At 37.7% G+C, this 15,975-nt stretch carries 13 protein-coding genes; 9 read left to right on the top strand and 4 right to left on the bottom strand.

Annotated elements, in window-relative coordinates; genetic code table 11:
• Window positions 1-566 precede the first annotated feature (566 nt).
• Entirely contained in the window at window positions 567-1,130 is a 564-nt protein-coding gene (locus BMSHG_RS04990; protein WP_019153345.1) for a sigma-70 family RNA polymerase sigma factor, read from the top strand.
• A complete protein-coding gene (locus BMSHG_RS25720; RefSeq protein WP_019153344.1) occupies window positions 1,114-2,190 on the top strand; it encodes a DUF4179 domain-containing protein in 1,077 nt (358 codons plus the stop codon). Before BMSHG_RS04990 ends, BMSHG_RS25720 begins: the two co-directional genes overlap by 17 nt.
• Before the next feature lie 51 nt (window positions 2,191-2,241).
• Here BMSHG_RS25720 and BMSHG_RS04980 read toward each other — a convergent pair whose 3' ends face one another.
• The 4 genes from BMSHG_RS04980 to BMSHG_RS04965 all read right to left on the bottom strand — a co-directional run bounded on the left by BMSHG_RS04980 (window position 2,242) and on the right by BMSHG_RS04965 (window position 6,883).
• On the bottom strand, window positions 2,242-3,435 hold the full coding sequence (locus BMSHG_RS04980; RefSeq protein WP_019153343.1) for a M20 family metallopeptidase: 1,194 nt from the start codon (window positions 3,433-3,435) through the stop codon (window positions 2,242-2,244).
• Window positions 3,436-3,554: 119 nt separating this feature from the next.
• A complete protein-coding gene (locus BMSHG_RS04975) occupies window positions 3,555-4,016 on the bottom strand; it encodes a hypothetical protein (protein ID WP_019153342.1) in 462 nt (153 codons plus the stop codon).
• A gap of 269 nt (window positions 4,017-4,285) precedes the next feature.
• On the bottom strand, window positions 4,286-5,338 hold the full coding sequence (locus BMSHG_RS04970) for a lactonase family protein (protein ID WP_019153341.1): 1,053 nt from the start codon (window positions 5,336-5,338) through the stop codon (window positions 4,286-4,288).
• A gap of 147 nt (window positions 5,339-5,485) precedes the next feature.
• Complete coding sequence (locus BMSHG_RS04965; protein WP_019153340.1) at window positions 5,486-6,883, bottom strand: hypothetical protein; 1,398 nt, start codon at window positions 6,881-6,883, stop codon at window positions 5,486-5,488.
• A gap of 380 nt (window positions 6,884-7,263) precedes the next feature.
• On the opposite strand from BMSHG_RS04965, the gene liaF reads away from it, so the two are divergent.
• From liaF to hemH, 7 genes are all read left to right on the top strand, one after another.
• Entirely contained in the window at window positions 7,264-8,049 is a 786-nt protein-coding gene (liaF, locus tag BMSHG_RS04960) for a cell wall-active antibiotics response protein LiaF (RefSeq protein ID WP_019153339.1), read from the top strand.
• A gap of 11 nt (window positions 8,050-8,060) precedes the next feature.
• Window positions 8,061-9,107, top strand: a complete 1,047-nt coding sequence (locus tag BMSHG_RS04955) for a sensor histidine kinase (RefSeq protein WP_019153338.1) — start codon at window positions 8,061-8,063, stop codon at window positions 9,105-9,107.
• Between the two features lie 3 nt (window positions 9,108-9,110).
• Complete coding sequence (locus BMSHG_RS04950; protein ID WP_019153337.1) at window positions 9,111-9,749, top strand: response regulator; 639 nt, start codon at window positions 9,111-9,113, stop codon at window positions 9,747-9,749.
• Between the two features lie 525 nt (window positions 9,750-10,274).
• A complete protein-coding gene (locus tag BMSHG_RS04940) occupies window positions 10,275-12,026 on the top strand; it encodes an ABC transporter ATP-binding protein (RefSeq protein WP_019153335.1) in 1,752 nt (583 codons plus the stop codon).
• Window positions 12,007-13,821 carry an ABC transporter ATP-binding protein gene (locus tag BMSHG_RS04935; protein ID WP_019153334.1) on the top strand — a complete coding sequence of 605 codons (1,815 nt, stop codon included), beginning with the start codon at window positions 12,007-12,009 and terminating at the stop codon, window positions 13,819-13,821. Before BMSHG_RS04940 ends, BMSHG_RS04935 begins: the two co-directional genes overlap by 20 nt.
• Window positions 13,822-13,957: 136 nt before the next feature.
• Window positions 13,958-15,004: a uroporphyrinogen decarboxylase gene (gene hemE / locus BMSHG_RS04930; RefSeq protein WP_019153333.1), complete on the top strand. Its 1,047-nt coding sequence runs from the start codon at window positions 13,958-13,960 to the stop codon at window positions 15,002-15,004.
• 36 nt (window positions 15,005-15,040) lie between these two features.
• Entirely contained in the window at window positions 15,041-15,973 is a 933-nt protein-coding gene (gene hemH, locus BMSHG_RS04925; RefSeq protein WP_019153332.1) for a ferrochelatase, read from the top strand.
• Window positions 15,974-15,975: the final 2 nt, after the last annotated feature.

Raw genomic sequence — 15,975 nt, 5'->3', positions numbered from 1 at the left:
GCATGAGCCCTTCATGAGACATACTTATCACTTGTAACCATCAAACTCATGTCTCATGAGCCCTTCATGAGACAAACTTATCGCTAGTAACCATCAAACTCATGTCGCATGAGCCCTTCATGAGACAAACTTATCACTTGTACCCATCAAACTTATGTCGCATGAGATCTTCATGAGACATACTTTTCTTTTGCTCATATCAATATCTCTCCTCATGAACAAAAGGAATCGAATCTCGATGCCTTTTGTCGATAAACTGAAGGGACATTACGTTATGTAATGTCCCTTTTACTAGTTAAATCGTCAGTATTGTATACTTCTAAACTCTGGCCCTCTATGTAGTTAACAGTCTTTTTTCTTTTCGATGATGAGCGCACATACTCTCACTGCCATCGGTTCTCCTCCTGGTTTCTTCCTTTTCTTCTTTGCTTATCTTTGGATAAAAAATTCGTAATGCGAAATAATTGAGAAATTTATAAAAACTTTTCAATCTATGAGAAAATAGCCTTATTCCTTTCGTTATTAATAGTGTAAAAGCTTTTACAAAAAGGTGAAGGAGCAAATCTATGAAATCCAATCAATCCAATTTTATCATACGTCTCCAAGCTGGGAAGGAAGACGCTCTTGAATATATCGTTGATCTTTACCTCCCGCTTATAAAAGGGATGGTGCACAAAGTGCTTGGACCACTTCATCAAGAAGAGATGATTGGTGAATGTGTAAATGATATATTTCTATCAATTTGGCAAAATGCACAAAAATTTCGTGGCAATGATCCTATTGCTTTTAAGAAGTGGATTTGTGCGATTGCCAAATATCGAGCGATTGATTATTACAGAAGGGGAGTAAAGAAAAAGGAACTCTCATTAGAGCATATAAAAATCCCTCTTCCACTTTCAATGGAAATGGAACACGAGGATGATCTAATGGAATTGCTCAGCCAGTTAGAGCCAACCGATCAAAAGATATTTATGATGAGATATTTGATGGACTATAACACAGAAGAAATTGCTGAAAGGCTAACGATGACTAAATCAGCCGTTAATAACCGAATTCATCGAGGAAAAAAGAAGCTGAAAAATGAAATCTCTAGTAAAGATGGGAGATATTTATATGAAGGACATTTATGAACTTTTAAATGATATTGATCTAGATATAAGTGAATTTGAGGATGTAAAGGTAAGTCAAGAAGAAAGAGAAGAAGTTAAAAAAGAATTGAAAAAAAGAATGAAACGCAGAAAACCTTCAGTATGGAAAAAGACAATGACAGCTGCCTCAATTGCGATAGGAGTTTCTGCAGCTTCCCTTTTTGGACTATCCTTCACCACCTTTGCTGAAGAAATCCCTGTAATAGGGGGAATTTTTAAGCTCTTTAACGATAGTGGTTTATATGAAGAATATGATGCGAATGCGAATAAGTTTAATCTTGTAAAAGAAGATCAGGGAATCAAAGTAACGATTAATGAGGCTGTTTTTGATGGGCGAGTATTGTACGTAACCTATGAGATTGAAAGTGATAAAGACCTTGGTCCATCTCCTGAGATTATTGGTGTTCCTAAAATAAATTTTAGTCATACTTTCTTTGGAGGGTTTAAAAAAGAAGTTAAAAAGACAGATGAAAACAAATACGTTGGTATGACAACTGGAGAGTTAAATTTACAAGGTAAAGGATTAGAAAAGGGGAATTTTGGATTCGAGATTGAAGCTATCACACCGGATCGGGAAAGTGGCAGTGAAATCACTGGAACTTGGAATTTTGAATTTGATCTAGAGGCGATAAAAAACCATGAGCAAGTAGTTGAACTAAAAAGTGAACGTGATGGAGTTACCTTCAGCCTCGAAAGGATAACCTACACCCCTATGTCTTTCATCATAAATTACGACACATCTTTCACAGAAGAAGTTGATGGAAAATGGGATTTTGAATTTGTAGATATTAAAGAGGTTAGGGATAACTTAGGAAATGTTTATTTGGATAGCTCTGTGAAAGGGGATAGCAATAGGATTCTTTACCATTCCATTACAGTAAAAAAACTTGATCCAGACGCATCAAGTTTAATTATTACACCTATTGCAGAACTTTCTATGGCAGATGGTAGAGATGAGTATGGAATTTATCGGCACAAAAATAGTAAAGCACCAATAGAAATCTTTGAATTAGAACCGATTATTGTAGAGATTGAAAAATAATTAAATAGATAAAACAAAGAAGAGAACACCATGTTCTCTTCTTTGTTTGTATTATAACGAAACTTCTTCCTTCTGCGGCATATACGTTAAAGCAGCTGACCCCAATGCTTTTGCTGCTACTAGCAATGCTTTTTCATCGATATCAAATTTAGGGTGATGATGTGGATAGGCTATAGATACGCCTTCAGGTCTTGCCCCTGTGAAGAAGAAGCTCCCTTTGACATGCTGTAAATAGTAAGCAAAATCTTCTCCGCCCATTTGTAGATCTGCTTCTTCGACTGTTTGAACCGATGGGATACTCTTGACACATTCGACGAGAAAGTCGGTTTCTTCCTCATGGTTCACAACAGCTGGATATCCTCTGTCATACTCATAAGAATAGTCACAGTTCGCAGCAAGACAAGTACCTTTTACAATTCTTTCAATTTCATTTTCAATAAATGAACGGACATCTTCCTTAAATGTTCTTACGGTTCCGACAAGCTTTGCTTTATCTGCGATGACATTAAAGGCATTTTCTGCGACAAAAGAACCAACCGTTACGACAGCAGAATCAACTGGACTGACTCGTCGACTAACAATTTGTTGTAGATTAAGAACGAGTTGAGAAGCAATAACGACAGAATCCTTCGTTCTATGCGGTTGTGCCCCGTGTCCACCCTGACCTTGGATCTGGATTTCAAAACGGTCAGCGGCAGCCATAATGGGGCCTGTTCGGTATTGAATTTTCCCAGTTGGCTCACTTGCCCAAAGGTGGGTTCCGAAAATGACGTCAACACCGTCTAAGCATCCGTCTTTAATCATGGAAATGGCGCCACCTGGAGCATACTCCTCAGCGTGTTGATGAATCATGACATATGTACCTTCCAACTCATCCTTTAGTTCATGTAAGACTTTTGCGAGCACCAGTAGTGTCGCCGTATGACCATCATGCCCGCAAGCATGCATGACACCAGGATTAAGAGATTTATATGGTACATCGTTTTCTTCCTGGATTGGAAGAGCGTCGAAATCGGCACGAAGGGCGATCGTTTGTCCGGGCTTGCCACCGTAAATTTTTGCTACAACACCATTCCCACCAACATGGCCTTTTACTTCAATTCCTAAATTTTCATAAAAGCTTTTAATGTAATTGGCTGTATTGACTTCCTGAAAAGAGAGTTCCGGATTTTGATGCAAATAGCGTCTAATCGAGACCATTTCGTCATAATAACCTTCTAGCTTTGAAAATAACTCATTGATCATTCTCAACACTCCTTGTTAAATAAAAATTTTGTCTATTTTGATAATTATAACAGAAGTTTTCAAAGAAGGCTTACGATTTATTTTGGGGCACGAAAAAAAGGAAGCGTAGCTTTGCTTCCTTATCTATTTCTCCATTTATCAACGAAGTACTGCACTAAATATAAGATATAAACTTTGTAGTGTAAGTAGAGAAAGAATTGAGTGCGGCTAAAGTGATAGAGACCGACAATTTTAAACTTTTTTAACAAGCCCATACCGACAAACGCAAAAAGAGCATTTGCTACCGCATTAATCATGACAAATTTTACAAAGCTACCTCGTGAAATTTTAAATATCCACATGGATAAGGGCATGTAAATTCCAAGATCAAAGGGAAGTTCGTCTCTAAAAAATTTTCTCGGTTTTGAGTAGAATTTCCACCATTTCTTATGATGTCCATACCAATGATTTACCGTCTCAAAAATCGCGATTGTCACTCCTGAAACAGCATACCGCTTAAAATCACGCTTACCAAAAAATAATAAAGACAACCATGGGATGATGAGGATAACAAGGTTAAATATTTTGTGTTTTGATGTCATGAATGTTTACACCTCAATCTTATATAATCTCTATACTTTTAGTCGATTTCACAATGTGCGAAGGTAAATTAAAAAACGAATATTTTAGCATTACGTAGCGAAAGTCCTAGCAAACGCTACTATTTATAATGTTTCGAGTATATCGTTTGTTTTTTAACTTGAGAAGTACACTATGAAATTGATTCACTTTATAAAGTATCCAATAAATGACTAAATTAAGCAGAGGTGAAACGTATGACTGAAAATAAAAAAAGGATGAGCGATATCGCTCATCCCACATCATTTAAAAACTTCACACAAACAGGGTCGGGAACGTTAATATCTGATTGTATAAGTGTTAGTTTTCCTGTCTGGGCGTCCCTAGAAAATAATACGAGATTGCTTGATTCTTGATTCGAAGCAACGATGAACTTCTCAGAAGGATCAAGGACAAAATCTCTCGGCCAATTTCCCTCAGTACTTGTATGTTCAACAAAGGTGAGCGTTCCATTTTCTTCATTTACTTTGAAGATAGCTATCGTATTATGGCCGCGGTTTCCTGCATATATAAACTTTCCATCAGAGGAAATGTGGATCGCACTTCCTTGATTATTTTCAGAAAAGCTTTCAGGTAGTGTAGATTTATACTCAATTTCAGTAAAACTGGCGTCCATATCATTGTAAGCTAGAACGATCACTTCTGAGCTGAATTCAGTCATCACATAAGCGAACTTTTGAGTCGGATGGAACACAATGTGACGAGGACCGCTTCCTGATTTTACAGTTAGTTGATTGATTTCTTTTAAGACACCGTTTGAAACTTCATAGCTAAAGATTTTATCAGCCCCTAACTCCACTGCAATGACAAACTTTTCATCTGGAGTGAAGGCAGAGTAATGGGTGTGAGGTTTGTCCTGACGTGGATCTGGACCAGAACCATGGTGTTCCACAACAGAAGTAGCAGGAAGAATGGTTCCATCTTCATTTATTAAATAGGATTCAATCGTCCCTTTATGATAATTGGCTGAGAAGACGTTTCTATTTTCCTTACCAACACTTACATGACATGGAGGTGATCCTGCCGTCGTTACTTTATTTAAATGAGTAAGCTTTCCAGTTTGGGGATCAAGTGAAAGGGCACCCACTCCACCTTCATCTCCATCTTTAACAACCGAGTATATGAATTGATTATTTTCGCTTACAGTTAAATAAGTGGGATTCTCCAATTCTGCAGCTACTTGAACATCCATTATTTTAGAAAGGGAGGTATCTAATGTAAAAGAATAGATTCCTTTACTATCACCTTTCGTATATGTACCAACAAATCCAGTATATTTTGTCATATGTATTCCTCCATCTCCTGAAATCATCGCTTTACTATTTTTACCATCACCACAAATAACATACGGCTTGCTACTCATTAGTGTACTAAATTGCAAACGAACCGTACAGTAACAGACCTCCAACTTTATTGGAGGCCTGCCTTTTGTCTATATTAAAAACATCGCTACGATTGTCGTCACAACAAGTCCGATGGTGACTGGTAATAAATTTCTTCGCGCTAGTTCAAATGGGTCAACATTACAGATGGCAGCTGCAGGAATCAGCGCCCAAGGAACTAAAGTTCCACCGCCAACCCAAATTGCGGCAATTTGGCCAAGCGCAGTTAAGGTGGCAGCACCTGCACCGATCGAATGGGCAAATAGATTGGCAATCGAGCCAGCGAGAGAGATGCCTGAAAAACCTGAACCATCTAATCCTGTTATGGCACCAACGGTTACTAATGTGATGGCTCCGATTTCTTTGCTTAAAGGGACAATCGATGCGAGAGCTATCCCTAAATCATTGACAATTCCTTCTGAACTACTAGGTAAAAACTCGCCGATAATGGTATAAAATCCAGCGTCACCTAAGTAAAAGAAAGCAGCAATTGGTATGACTGGGACGAACACTTTGAACCCAAATTGAAACCCTTCCACTAAAAAAGCGGTAGTTTTCTCTAGGCCTTTATTTTTATGACTAACGAGGGTGATCATGAGAAGGATAAATATTGCAGTTCCTCCTACAAGTGCTGTCGCATCTCCTCCAGATAAGTCAAGAGCAAACATTGCTGCTACATCCAAAAGAAACAGTAAAGGGACAAATAGGGCAAAAAAGCGTTTTTGGTTCGTGCTCAACAGGTTTTCTTTTTCGTCTTGTGATGCTTGTTCTTGAATTTTAGTGTCCGTTTCAACTGTTAATTTTCCGCTTCTCATATCTCTTTTTAAAAAGAAAAAGGCAGCAATCGTAGTCACCACACCCATGACAGCAACTAAAGGAATACTGGCTTGGATCACTTCGCTAACAGGTAACCCAGCAGCATCTGCTGTCAGTTTTGGTGCAGCTTGAATGATAAAGTCTCCAGATAAAGCAATTCCGTGTCCAAATAAGTTCATTGCCATGGCAACGCCAAGAGCTGGTAAGCCGACCCTCAATGCAACCGGAAGTAAGACAGCACCTAAAAGTGCGACCGCTGGAGAAGGCCAAAAAAACCAAGAAATCACCATCATTAAAATACCGATCGTCCAATAAGCAAGCGCAGGAGTACGGATGAATTTTGCAAAGGGTGAAATCATGACATCATTTATTCCTGTGGACGTAAGCGTTTTGCTCATTGCGACAATGATCGAGATGACAAGAATGGTGGGAAGAAGCTCAGTTATCGCATAGATAAAGCTTGTAAAAATACTGCTGACAGAAGTGCTAATAGAACCTGTAGCAGTTATCGCAATAAGAAAGATTCCAACAATACAAACGAGTGTTGTATCACGCCGCATGATCATAAATCCAATAATCACGAATATGACCAAGACGTAAATCCAATGTAGCGCCGTTAATTCAACGCCCATTTTCATTCCTCCTAATGATCAGTTAATTGGGCATTTGCCCTGAATGTCTTAACAGAATATGTTGGAAAATGAAATGAGTGCGAAGGAGCATAAAAAAGAACTCCGCCTCTAGACGGAGAAAAAAACATCTATAGATTGTTTTTATTAATCCAGTTTTCGTATAGATTGTGGTTATATGTAAAAACCGAGAGGTCGGTTTTTGCCCTTATATCACGGTTATGGCTATACATGAAGTTTCGCTTCTTAAATCAGGCATTTTGTTTCTTAATTATTTTCCAAAAGCAACAATGTTTGTGAAAGGAGCCTTATTTATAAAAAAATAGTAAACTAATAATTAAGATTACTTGAGAATTACATGGTAGAAGGGGAAGGGAAAACTTGTGAAGTATAAATCCATCAATCAAACTTTATTTGCCTTATTTTTACTAGCGCTAGGAGTTGTTCTCCTATTAATCAACATTGGTGTCATTTCCATGGAAATAAAAGAAATTTTTGTCGTTTTTTATCCTTTTTTTCTTTTTATCATTGGTTTAAGCATGTTATTAAAAAATCTCCTGCGTAGAGGAAGAAAGAAATTCACTTTTAGCACGCTATTGCTATTATTCTCTTCCCTATTAATTTTGGATAGATTTGAAGTCATTACCTTTGCATTCAAGGATGTTTGGAAGCTATGGCCTGTGTTGCTCATTCTTGTTTCCCTATCCCTATTATTTAAGAAAAGTATATTGAAAATTGGTATAGACTTATCATCGAAAGATAAGGAGTTCAAGAAAGACAGTGGAATCGAATTTATAAAAACACGGAAAACGAATAGTTTGATCGGGAGTATCAGCTATAAAGAGAGCAATTGGTCATTAGAGCCAATTGAACTTAGCAATTCAATTGGAGATTACTTCATTGATTTTAGTAAAGCATTCATCCCTGATCGGGAAACTCCCATTATCATAAATGGATGGATTGGGGATGTGAAAATGATTATTCCTGAAAATATTCCAGTAAATATTAAGGTCGATTGTTTTATTGGCGACATTCGGATTTTTGATATAAAGGATGATTCAATAAATAGAGGAATGAACTATAAATCACATGACTATGATGAAGCAATAAAAAAATTAAAGATCGTAATCGAAGTGCAGATTGGTTCTATCCGAATTGACAAGGTGTAGGGGCGAAAGTGATGAAAAAATTAACGAGTATTCGATTTTCATTTTTACAAAGTTTTTTGATGATGGCTTTTATAAACACATTAATTCTGTTTGTTGGATTTCAAATATTGCTGTTTAATCAAGACTTTGTAACGTTAACGATTGAAATGACCTTTTGGTTTTCGTTCATTTCTTTTATCATCTTTTTACTTGTTGGTGCTTATTTCGCCTTTCGCTCAAGCTCTGTTCTTAAAGAAAGATTGACCGATATCCTTCTTTTTATTTCTTCTTTAAGAAGTGGAAAGGTTTCTGGACGCATCAAAGGGAACGAACATGAAAAGGATGAAATCGGGGTCATCTCAGAAGAACTAAACCATTTAGCCGACTATATTGAAGAACAAAGGCATTCATTGCAAAGGCTGGCAGACACGAAAACATCATTGGCACAGTCAGCACATGCTGCAGTCGTGATGGAAGAAAGACAAAGACTTGCTCGAGATCTCCACGATGTTGTTAGTCAACAGTTGTTTGCTTTAAGTATGATGTCATCGGCCACTTTACGACTATTTGAGAATGATCGTGATAAGGCAAAAGTGCAGCTAGAAGAGATTTCAAAAATCGCCGCTAATGCACAAGGTGAGATGAGGGCATTGCTTCTACACTTGCGACCAATTCAGTTAAGCAATGATAGTCTTTGTGATGGAGTGATTAAGCTGATTCAAGATTTAAAAGGGAAAACGAAATTAGAATTTCAAGCTAGCATTGATGAAATCGTCCATATTTCAAAGGCAACGGAAGAACACTTATTCCGAATTATTCAAGAAGCTCTTTCAAATATTTTACGTCATGCGGAAGCATCTAAAATCACGATATCCTTAACAGAGGAAGAGAATTATATCTATCTGTATATTGCGGATAATGGCAAAGGATTTGATCCGACGATTGAGCGAGTAGCAACCTATGGGCTCAAAACGATGCGCGAACGATGTGAAGAGGTTGGTGGAGTTTTTAATATCCGTTCAAAAGAAAATGAAGGTACATATATCGATATTCGCATACCATCTACTAGGGAGGGGTAAGGAATGATCAAAGTAGCAGTTGTTGACGATCACGAAATGGTTAGAAAAGGGATTATATCTTATTTAATAACGGAACCGGAGATAGACATCGTGGGAGAAGCATGTAGTGGAAATAAAGCTGTTAAGCTTGTACGTGAAAAAAAACCAGAGGTCGTGTTGATGGACTTACTCATGGAAGATGGCACAGGAATTGACGCAACAAAAGAAATATTAAAGCATGACCCTCATTGTAAAATTATTATCATTACTAGTTTTTATGACGATGAACAGGTTTTCCCTGCCATTGAAGCTGGAGCCTTTAGCTATATGCTGAAAACAGCAACAGCAGAAGAAGTCGTTAAAGCGATTCGTAAGGCGGTTTCAGGGGAATCAGTGATTGAACCAAAAGTTGCGAACCGGATGAAGACCCGACTAAGACAAAAAGAGAAAAAGCCTCATGATGAGCTAACCGAAAGAGAATTAGAAGTGCTCATGTGTATCGGTGAAGGGATGAACAATCAAGAAATTAGCTCAGAACTATTCATTGGCATAAAAACGGTTAAAACCCATGTTAGCAATATTTTAAGTAAACTAAATGTCGCTGATCGTACCCAAGCTGCTGTCTATGCCAATCGCAATGGAGTTATTAAAAATAAACAATAGAAAAAGGCGAAATTTTGAACTTTTGACGAGAAAGCGCTCTTTATAGGGTGCTTTTTCATTGTCTTGGAATTTATACATTCCCTCGGCTTGTGGATAAATGTTCGTATAAGGATCGGTATGAAAAAATAACAGGAAAAATTCCGCTTAATGTCCAAGCATCATGAAAAAGAGCCGAAATAACAGGAGAAATTCCTGCTAATCCCTCAAAAAATGCCAAAATAAACGATTTTGCTCTCCATAAGCGGAAAATCTTCCGTTATTTTCCCTAAAAGGGACTCCAATGCGGAGATAACAGGAAAAATTCCGCTTAAGAGGGAGAGATGGTTGGAGCGAATGAGACAAACCGGAAGCTTCCTAGATTTTGTAGGAGTTTTTTTTGTGTCCCAAATTATTATCACGTTCTGTGTTTTTTAAAATGTGCACTTGTCCATTGCGTAATCGACGTACCTAAATTGTTTTTCAAATAAATGAAGCTTATAATATATCAGGTGTTATTTTTAATTATATAAAAAAGAGGCTAGTCATATGCGAGCATTAATGAATCTATTAAAATACTTAAAACCCTATCTTTTTTTTACCATCATTGGTCCGTTGTTTATGTGCATAGAGGTGGCGATGGATTTACTGCAACCGATGATTATGCAGCATATTATCGATAACGGAATTGCGGCAGACAATCAATCCTACGTAATCAAAATGAGCCTGCTCATGCTTGCTGTAGCGGTTGTTGGTTTGATCGGTGGCCTTGGCTGCTCCATTTATAGTACAAGGGCAGCAGTCAACTTTGCTACTGATATACGTCAAGATCTATTCAAAAAGGTGGAACAATTTTCTGCAGGAGAAAAAGATAAATTTGGTACAGGGAAGTTAATCACGATTGCTACGAACGACGTCACATCTGTTCAAGCAGCCACGATGATGACTTTAAGAATTCTTGTTAGAAGTCCTCTTTTATTCATTGGAAGTGTTCTTATTGTTTTTGTATCAGCAAGAGAATTCTTTCCAATCCTTCTCGTCTTAATTCCATTATTGGCCATTGTTAATTGGTATTTTATGAAGCACGCGGGATTTCTTTTTCGAAAAGTACAAGAGGCAATCGACAAAATTAATACGAAGCTCCAAGAAAATCTCGCTGGGATACGAGTCGTTAAAGCATTCGGGAGACAGGAATATGAGAAAAATAATTTTTCTCATATAAACGAAGCTCTAACAAAGATGAATATGTCTGCTAGTCAAATGATGATGGGGCTTATGCCTGTCATGTTGTTCCTTGTGAATATCGGGATTGTCGCAGCCCTATGGATGGGAGCAATTAAAGTAGAGGAAGGGACGACAAATGTAGGGGTAATCCTTGCCTTTATCAACTATTTAACGATTACATTAAATGCGTTGATTAGCAGTAGTCATGTATTAATGTCGATCTCAAGAGCAGTACCTTCAGCAGAAAGAATCAAAAGTGTGCTGGATACAGAGCTGGAGATTGCCGACCAAGAAGTTGGTAGACATATAAAGATAAAGGGGGCAGTCGAGTTTAGAGATGTCCAATTTAGCTATAGTAAAAATGGTGAGTATGTTCTAAAAGATATCTCCTTTAAAGTGAAGGAAGGAGAAACGGTTGGAATTATTGGATCGATCGGAAGTGGCAAATCGACCTTAATGAAACTATTGCCTCGTCTATATGATGTTGATGCCGGTGATATTTTTATCGATAAGAAACCTATTAAAGAATATTCACTTCAACAGTTGAGACAAGCTTTCGGATTTATTCCTCAAAGGGCAATGCTCTTTTCAGGTTCGATCGAAGAAAATCTAAAGTATGGGAAAGAGGATGCATCGCAACAAGATATAATTGAAGCAGCAGTAGCTGCTAATGCCTCTGAATTTATTGAAAAACTCGATGACCATTATCAACATCCATTATCCCAAGGGGGCAATAATCTTTCCGGAGGGCAGAAGCAAAGACTATCAATTGCAAGGGCATTTATTCGAAAGCCTTCGATTCTCATTTTGGATGATTCAACGTCTGCAGTCGATGCATTATCAGAAAAGAGCATTTTGCATGCGTTAAATCATGAATTTGCTCAATCTACGATCTTTATTATTTCTTCTAAAATTTCTTCCATTAAGAAGGCAGATCGGATTTTAGTCTTAGAAGACGGAAAAATTGTTGGAAATGGAACACATCATCAATTATTAAAGGAAAATTCCGTTTACCAAGAGATTTATTTCACACAGGGTGGAAAGGGGGATGTCGTCCATGAATCAACAAGCGACTAAGTTTTCTCCAGGAGGGCACCCAGGAGGCAGGGGGAAGTTTAAAGGACCTGTCGTAAAAGCAAAGGATCGTAAAGGAACATTAAAAAGAATTTGGATGTACATGAAGAAGGAGAAGCTTTCACTTCTATTTGCAATTGTACTAGTAATCTTAACGACTCTTTTAGGGCTAGTTGGACCGTATATGATTGGAATCGTTATTGATGAATATATCATTCCGAAAAATATTAGTGGTACGATTAAAATGGTCATGATTCTTGCTGTAGTGTATATTGTCTTTTCTATCTTAACCTGGTTCCAGTCTTATTTAATGATTAATATTTCACTTAAGACGATTCGTAAATTAAGACAGGACTTATTTAATCAATTACAAAGCTTGTCCTTGAGATTTTTTGATAAGAAAAGTCAAGGGGAGCTTATGAGCAGAGTCACAAATGATATTGATCAACTGAACAACGCATTAAGTCAGAGCGTTATTCAAATCATGTCAGCTATATTAACCGTTGCCGGAGTTCTAATTGCCATGCTGTCCTTGAATTGGTTGATGGCAATTATTACTTTATGCGTAATTCCTGTGATGATTTTTTCCACGAAAAGAATCATCAAGTATAGCAGCAGAAATTTTATTAAAAGACAGCGTGATTTAGGTGAGCTGAATGGAATCATTGAAGAATCGATCACAGGTCTTGAAGTGATCCAACTTTTCGGAAAAGAAGAAAAGGTGTACAGCAAGTTCTCGACTGTCAATGAACAACTAAGACTGTCATCAACAAAAGCCGATATTGTGTCTGGCTTTTTAGGCCCGGTTAATAACTTCATTAATAATCTTGGATTAGTCTTTATTATTGCTTCTGGTGCTCTATTAACGTTAAATGATTTGGCCAGCGTTGGAATTATTGCTGCTTTTGTGACATATTCACGGCAGTTTTTCCGTCCGATTAACCAAATGTCGAGTCTACTGAATACATTTCAAGCTGCTATTGCAGGGGCTGAAAGAGCATTTGAGATTTTGGATGAAGTGCCTGAAGTGCGAGAACAGGAAAAAGCGATTCCTGTTAAAACTTTTAAAGGGGACGTCCAATTTTCACATGTTTCTTTTGGATATGTAAAAGAGAAAATCATTTTAAAAGAGATTTCCCTTCATGCGAAAGCCGGACAAACGATTGCCATTGTTGGTCCTACAGGTTCCGGAAAAACAACAATGATCAACCTGCTCGCACGCTTTTATGATGTTGACGCGGGAAGTGTGATGATCGATGGGCGAAATATAAAAGAATATCGTTTAAAAGATCTACGCAGAAATATTGGCCTTGTACTACAGGACACCTTTCTTTTTTCAGGAACGATTATGGAAAATATTCGCTATGGAAATTTAAAAGCGACGGATGAAGAGGTTATTCGTGCTGCTAAAACAGCTTCTGCCCATCGTTTTATTAAGCATTTACCGAAGAAATATGAGACACTCTTATCTTCTGGAGGAAATAATTTAAGTCAAGGACAGAAGCAGCTTATTGCCATTGCTCGTGCTATTCTTGCGGATTCAAGTATTTTAATACTCGATGAGGCGACCTCAAGCATTGATACGAAAACGGAAATTGAAATTCAAACGGGTCTTGTCAATTTAATGAGTGGTCGGACAAGTTTTGTCATTGCCCATCGTTTAAAAACGATTGAGAATGCCGATGTCATATTGGTCATTCAGAATGGAGAGATTATAGAAAGAGGGACGCACGAAGAGCTTCTTTCTCAAAAAGGATTCTATTATGAGTCCTATCGAAATCAATTTGAAGTGATATAGGATAAAAACGTCTATTTTTTGACAGTTCGAACGGTATTGTATACAACAGTAGTAGAAAACGCTATATTAGAATGAGTATAAAATAATCTATTCTCTTATTTAAGAATGGATGGGTTTGAAAGGTGGACTTCATTTCATGGTCAAAGCAATCAATGAAACATTTTTGAAAGCAGCAAGGGGAGAGAAAACGGATTATGTGCCTGTGTGGTATATGAGGCAGGCAGGCCGTTCACAGCCAGAATACCGGGCGATCAAGGAGAAGTACTCTCTATTTGAAATCACACATCAACCAGAGCTTTGTGCGTATGTAACAAGGCTACCTGTTGAACAGTATAATGTAGATGCTGCAATTCTTTATAAAGATATCATGACACCACTACCTGCGATTGGGGTAGATGTTGAAATAAAATCGGGTATTGGGCCCGTCATCTCAAATCCAATTCAAACTTTTGCAGATGTGGAAAAACTAGGGGAAATCAATCCAGAGAGAGATGTTCCTTATGTACTTGATACAATTAAGCTTTTAACAGAAGAACAGCTTTCCGTTCCGTTAATTGGATTTGCTGGAGCTCCCTTTACATTAGCAAGTTATATGATCGAAGGTGGACCTTCTAAAAATTATAATAAAACGAAAGCATTTATGTATTCTCAACCAGATGCATGGTTTGCTCTTATGGAAAAGCTTGGAAGTACAACCATTACATACGTAAAGTCGCAAGTGAAAGCAGGAGCAAAAGCCATACAAATTTTTGACTCTTGGGTGGGGGCTTTAAATGTAGCTGATTATCGTACGTTTATTAAACCGGTTATGAATCGTATCTTCGCAGAATTACGTAAAGAGAATGTTCCGTTGATTATGTTTGGCGTGGGAGCAAGCCATCTAGCACTTGAATGGCATGATTTACCATTAGATGTAGTGGGATTAGATTGGCGCTTACCGATAGAAGAAGCAAGAAGCTTGGGAATTAATAAGACTGTTCAAGGGAACTTAGATCCAGCGATCCTTTTAGCTCCTTGGGAAGTGATTGAGGAAAAAGCAAAAGCAATTTTGGATCAAGGGATGAAGCAACCAGGCTATATTTTTAATCTTGGGCATGGAGTATTTCCACAAGTAAATCCAGAAACTTTAAAAAAGCTTACTACTTTCATACATGAATACTCTGCAAGTAAGCAAAACATTTGATATTTAGAGACGTAAAACATGAGGTGAACAAAAGAAATGACAAAAAAACAAATGGGTTTGCTTGTTATGGCATATGGAACCCCATATAAAGAAGAAGATATTGAACGTTACTACACACATATTCGTCATGGACGTAGACCAGCAGATGAAATGCTAGAGGATTTAAAAGGGCGTTATGAAGCAATTGGGGGATTATCTCCGCTAGCTCAAACAACTAATAATCAAGCTGCGGCACTGCAAAAGCATTTAAACGAAGTTCAAGATGAAGTGGAATTTAAGCTATACATTGGTTTAAAGCATATTGAGCCGTTTATCGAGGATGCGGTCAAAAAAATGCATGAGGATGGGATTACAGAAGCGCTAAGTATTGTATTAGCTCCTCACTTCTCAACATTCAGCATCAAGTCTTACAATGGACGTGCTAAAGAAGAAGCGGAAAAGCTTGGTGGTCTTACAATTAAATCAGTGGAGAGTTGGTATAAGGAACCTAAATTCATCCAATATTGGGTGGATAAGGTGAAAGCAACATTTGAAAGCATGTCAGAGGATGAGAGAAGCCATTCAGCTTTGATTGTTTCAGCGCATAGTTTACCTGAAAAAATCCTTCAATTAGGTGACCCATATCCACACCAACTACAAGAAACAGCCGACTTAATTGCCAAAGGTGCTGGAGTAAAAAATTATTATGTAGGTTGGCAAAGTGCAGGGAATACACCAGAGCCTTGGTTAGGGCCTGATGTGCAAGATTTGACGAGAGATTTGTATAATGAACATCAATTTAAAGCATTTGTCTACACTCCTGTGGGATTTGTGGCTGAGCATTTGGAAGTATTATACGATAACGACTATGAGTGTAAGGTCATTACAGAAGAGCTTGGCGTAAGCTACTATCGCCCTGAAATGCCAAATACTGATCCATTATTTATTGATGCAATGGCTACGGCAATGCTTGATTTATTAAAGTCTTAAAT

It is taken from the genome of Robertmurraya massiliosenegalensis JC6 (assembly GCF_000311725.1).
Classification (GTDB): domain Bacteria; phylum Bacillota; class Bacilli; order Bacillales; family Cytobacillaceae; genus Robertmurraya; species Robertmurraya massiliosenegalensis.
This window is presented reverse-complemented; position numbering and strand designations above follow the sequence as displayed.

Bases quoted from the DNA above. Each gene is read 5' to 3' on its own strand.
- BMSHG_RS04955 (WP_019153338.1), top strand. From the start codon at position 8,061: ATGAAAAAATTAACGAGTATTCGATTTTCATTTTTACAAAGTTTTTTG.
- BMSHG_RS04950 (WP_019153337.1), top strand. From the start codon at position 9,111: ATGATCAAAGTAGCAGTTGTTGACGATCACGAAATGGTTAGAAAAGGG.
- BMSHG_RS04935 (WP_019153334.1), top strand. From the start codon at position 12,007: ATGAATCAACAAGCGACTAAGTTTTCTCCAGGAGGGCACCCAGGAGGC.
- BMSHG_RS04965 (WP_019153340.1), bottom strand. From the start codon at position 6,883: ATGGGCGTTGAATTAACGGCGCTACATTGGATTTACGTCTTGGTCATA.
- hemH (WP_019153332.1), top strand. From the start codon at position 15,041: ATGACAAAAAAACAAATGGGTTTGCTTGTTATGGCATATGGAACCCCA.
- BMSHG_RS04940 (WP_019153335.1), top strand. From the start codon at position 10,275: ATGCGAGCATTAATGAATCTATTAAAATACTTAAAACCCTATCTTTTT.
- hemE (WP_019153333.1), top strand. From the start codon at position 13,958: ATGGTCAAAGCAATCAATGAAACATTTTTGAAAGCAGCAAGGGGAGAG.
- BMSHG_RS04980 (WP_019153343.1), bottom strand. From the start codon at position 3,435: ATGATCAATGAGTTATTTTCAAAGCTAGAAGGTTATTATGACGAAATG.
- BMSHG_RS04970 (WP_019153341.1), bottom strand. From the start codon at position 5,338: ATGACAAAATATACTGGATTTGTTGGTACATATACGAAAGGTGATAGT.
- BMSHG_RS25720 (WP_019153344.1), top strand. From the start codon at position 1,114: ATGAAGGACATTTATGAACTTTTAAATGATATTGATCTAGATATAAGT.
- BMSHG_RS04975 (WP_019153342.1), bottom strand. From the start codon at position 4,016: ATGACATCAAAACACAAAATATTTAACCTTGTTATCCTCATCATCCCA.
- BMSHG_RS04990 (WP_019153345.1), top strand. From the start codon at position 567: ATGAAATCCAATCAATCCAATTTTATCATACGTCTCCAAGCTGGGAAG.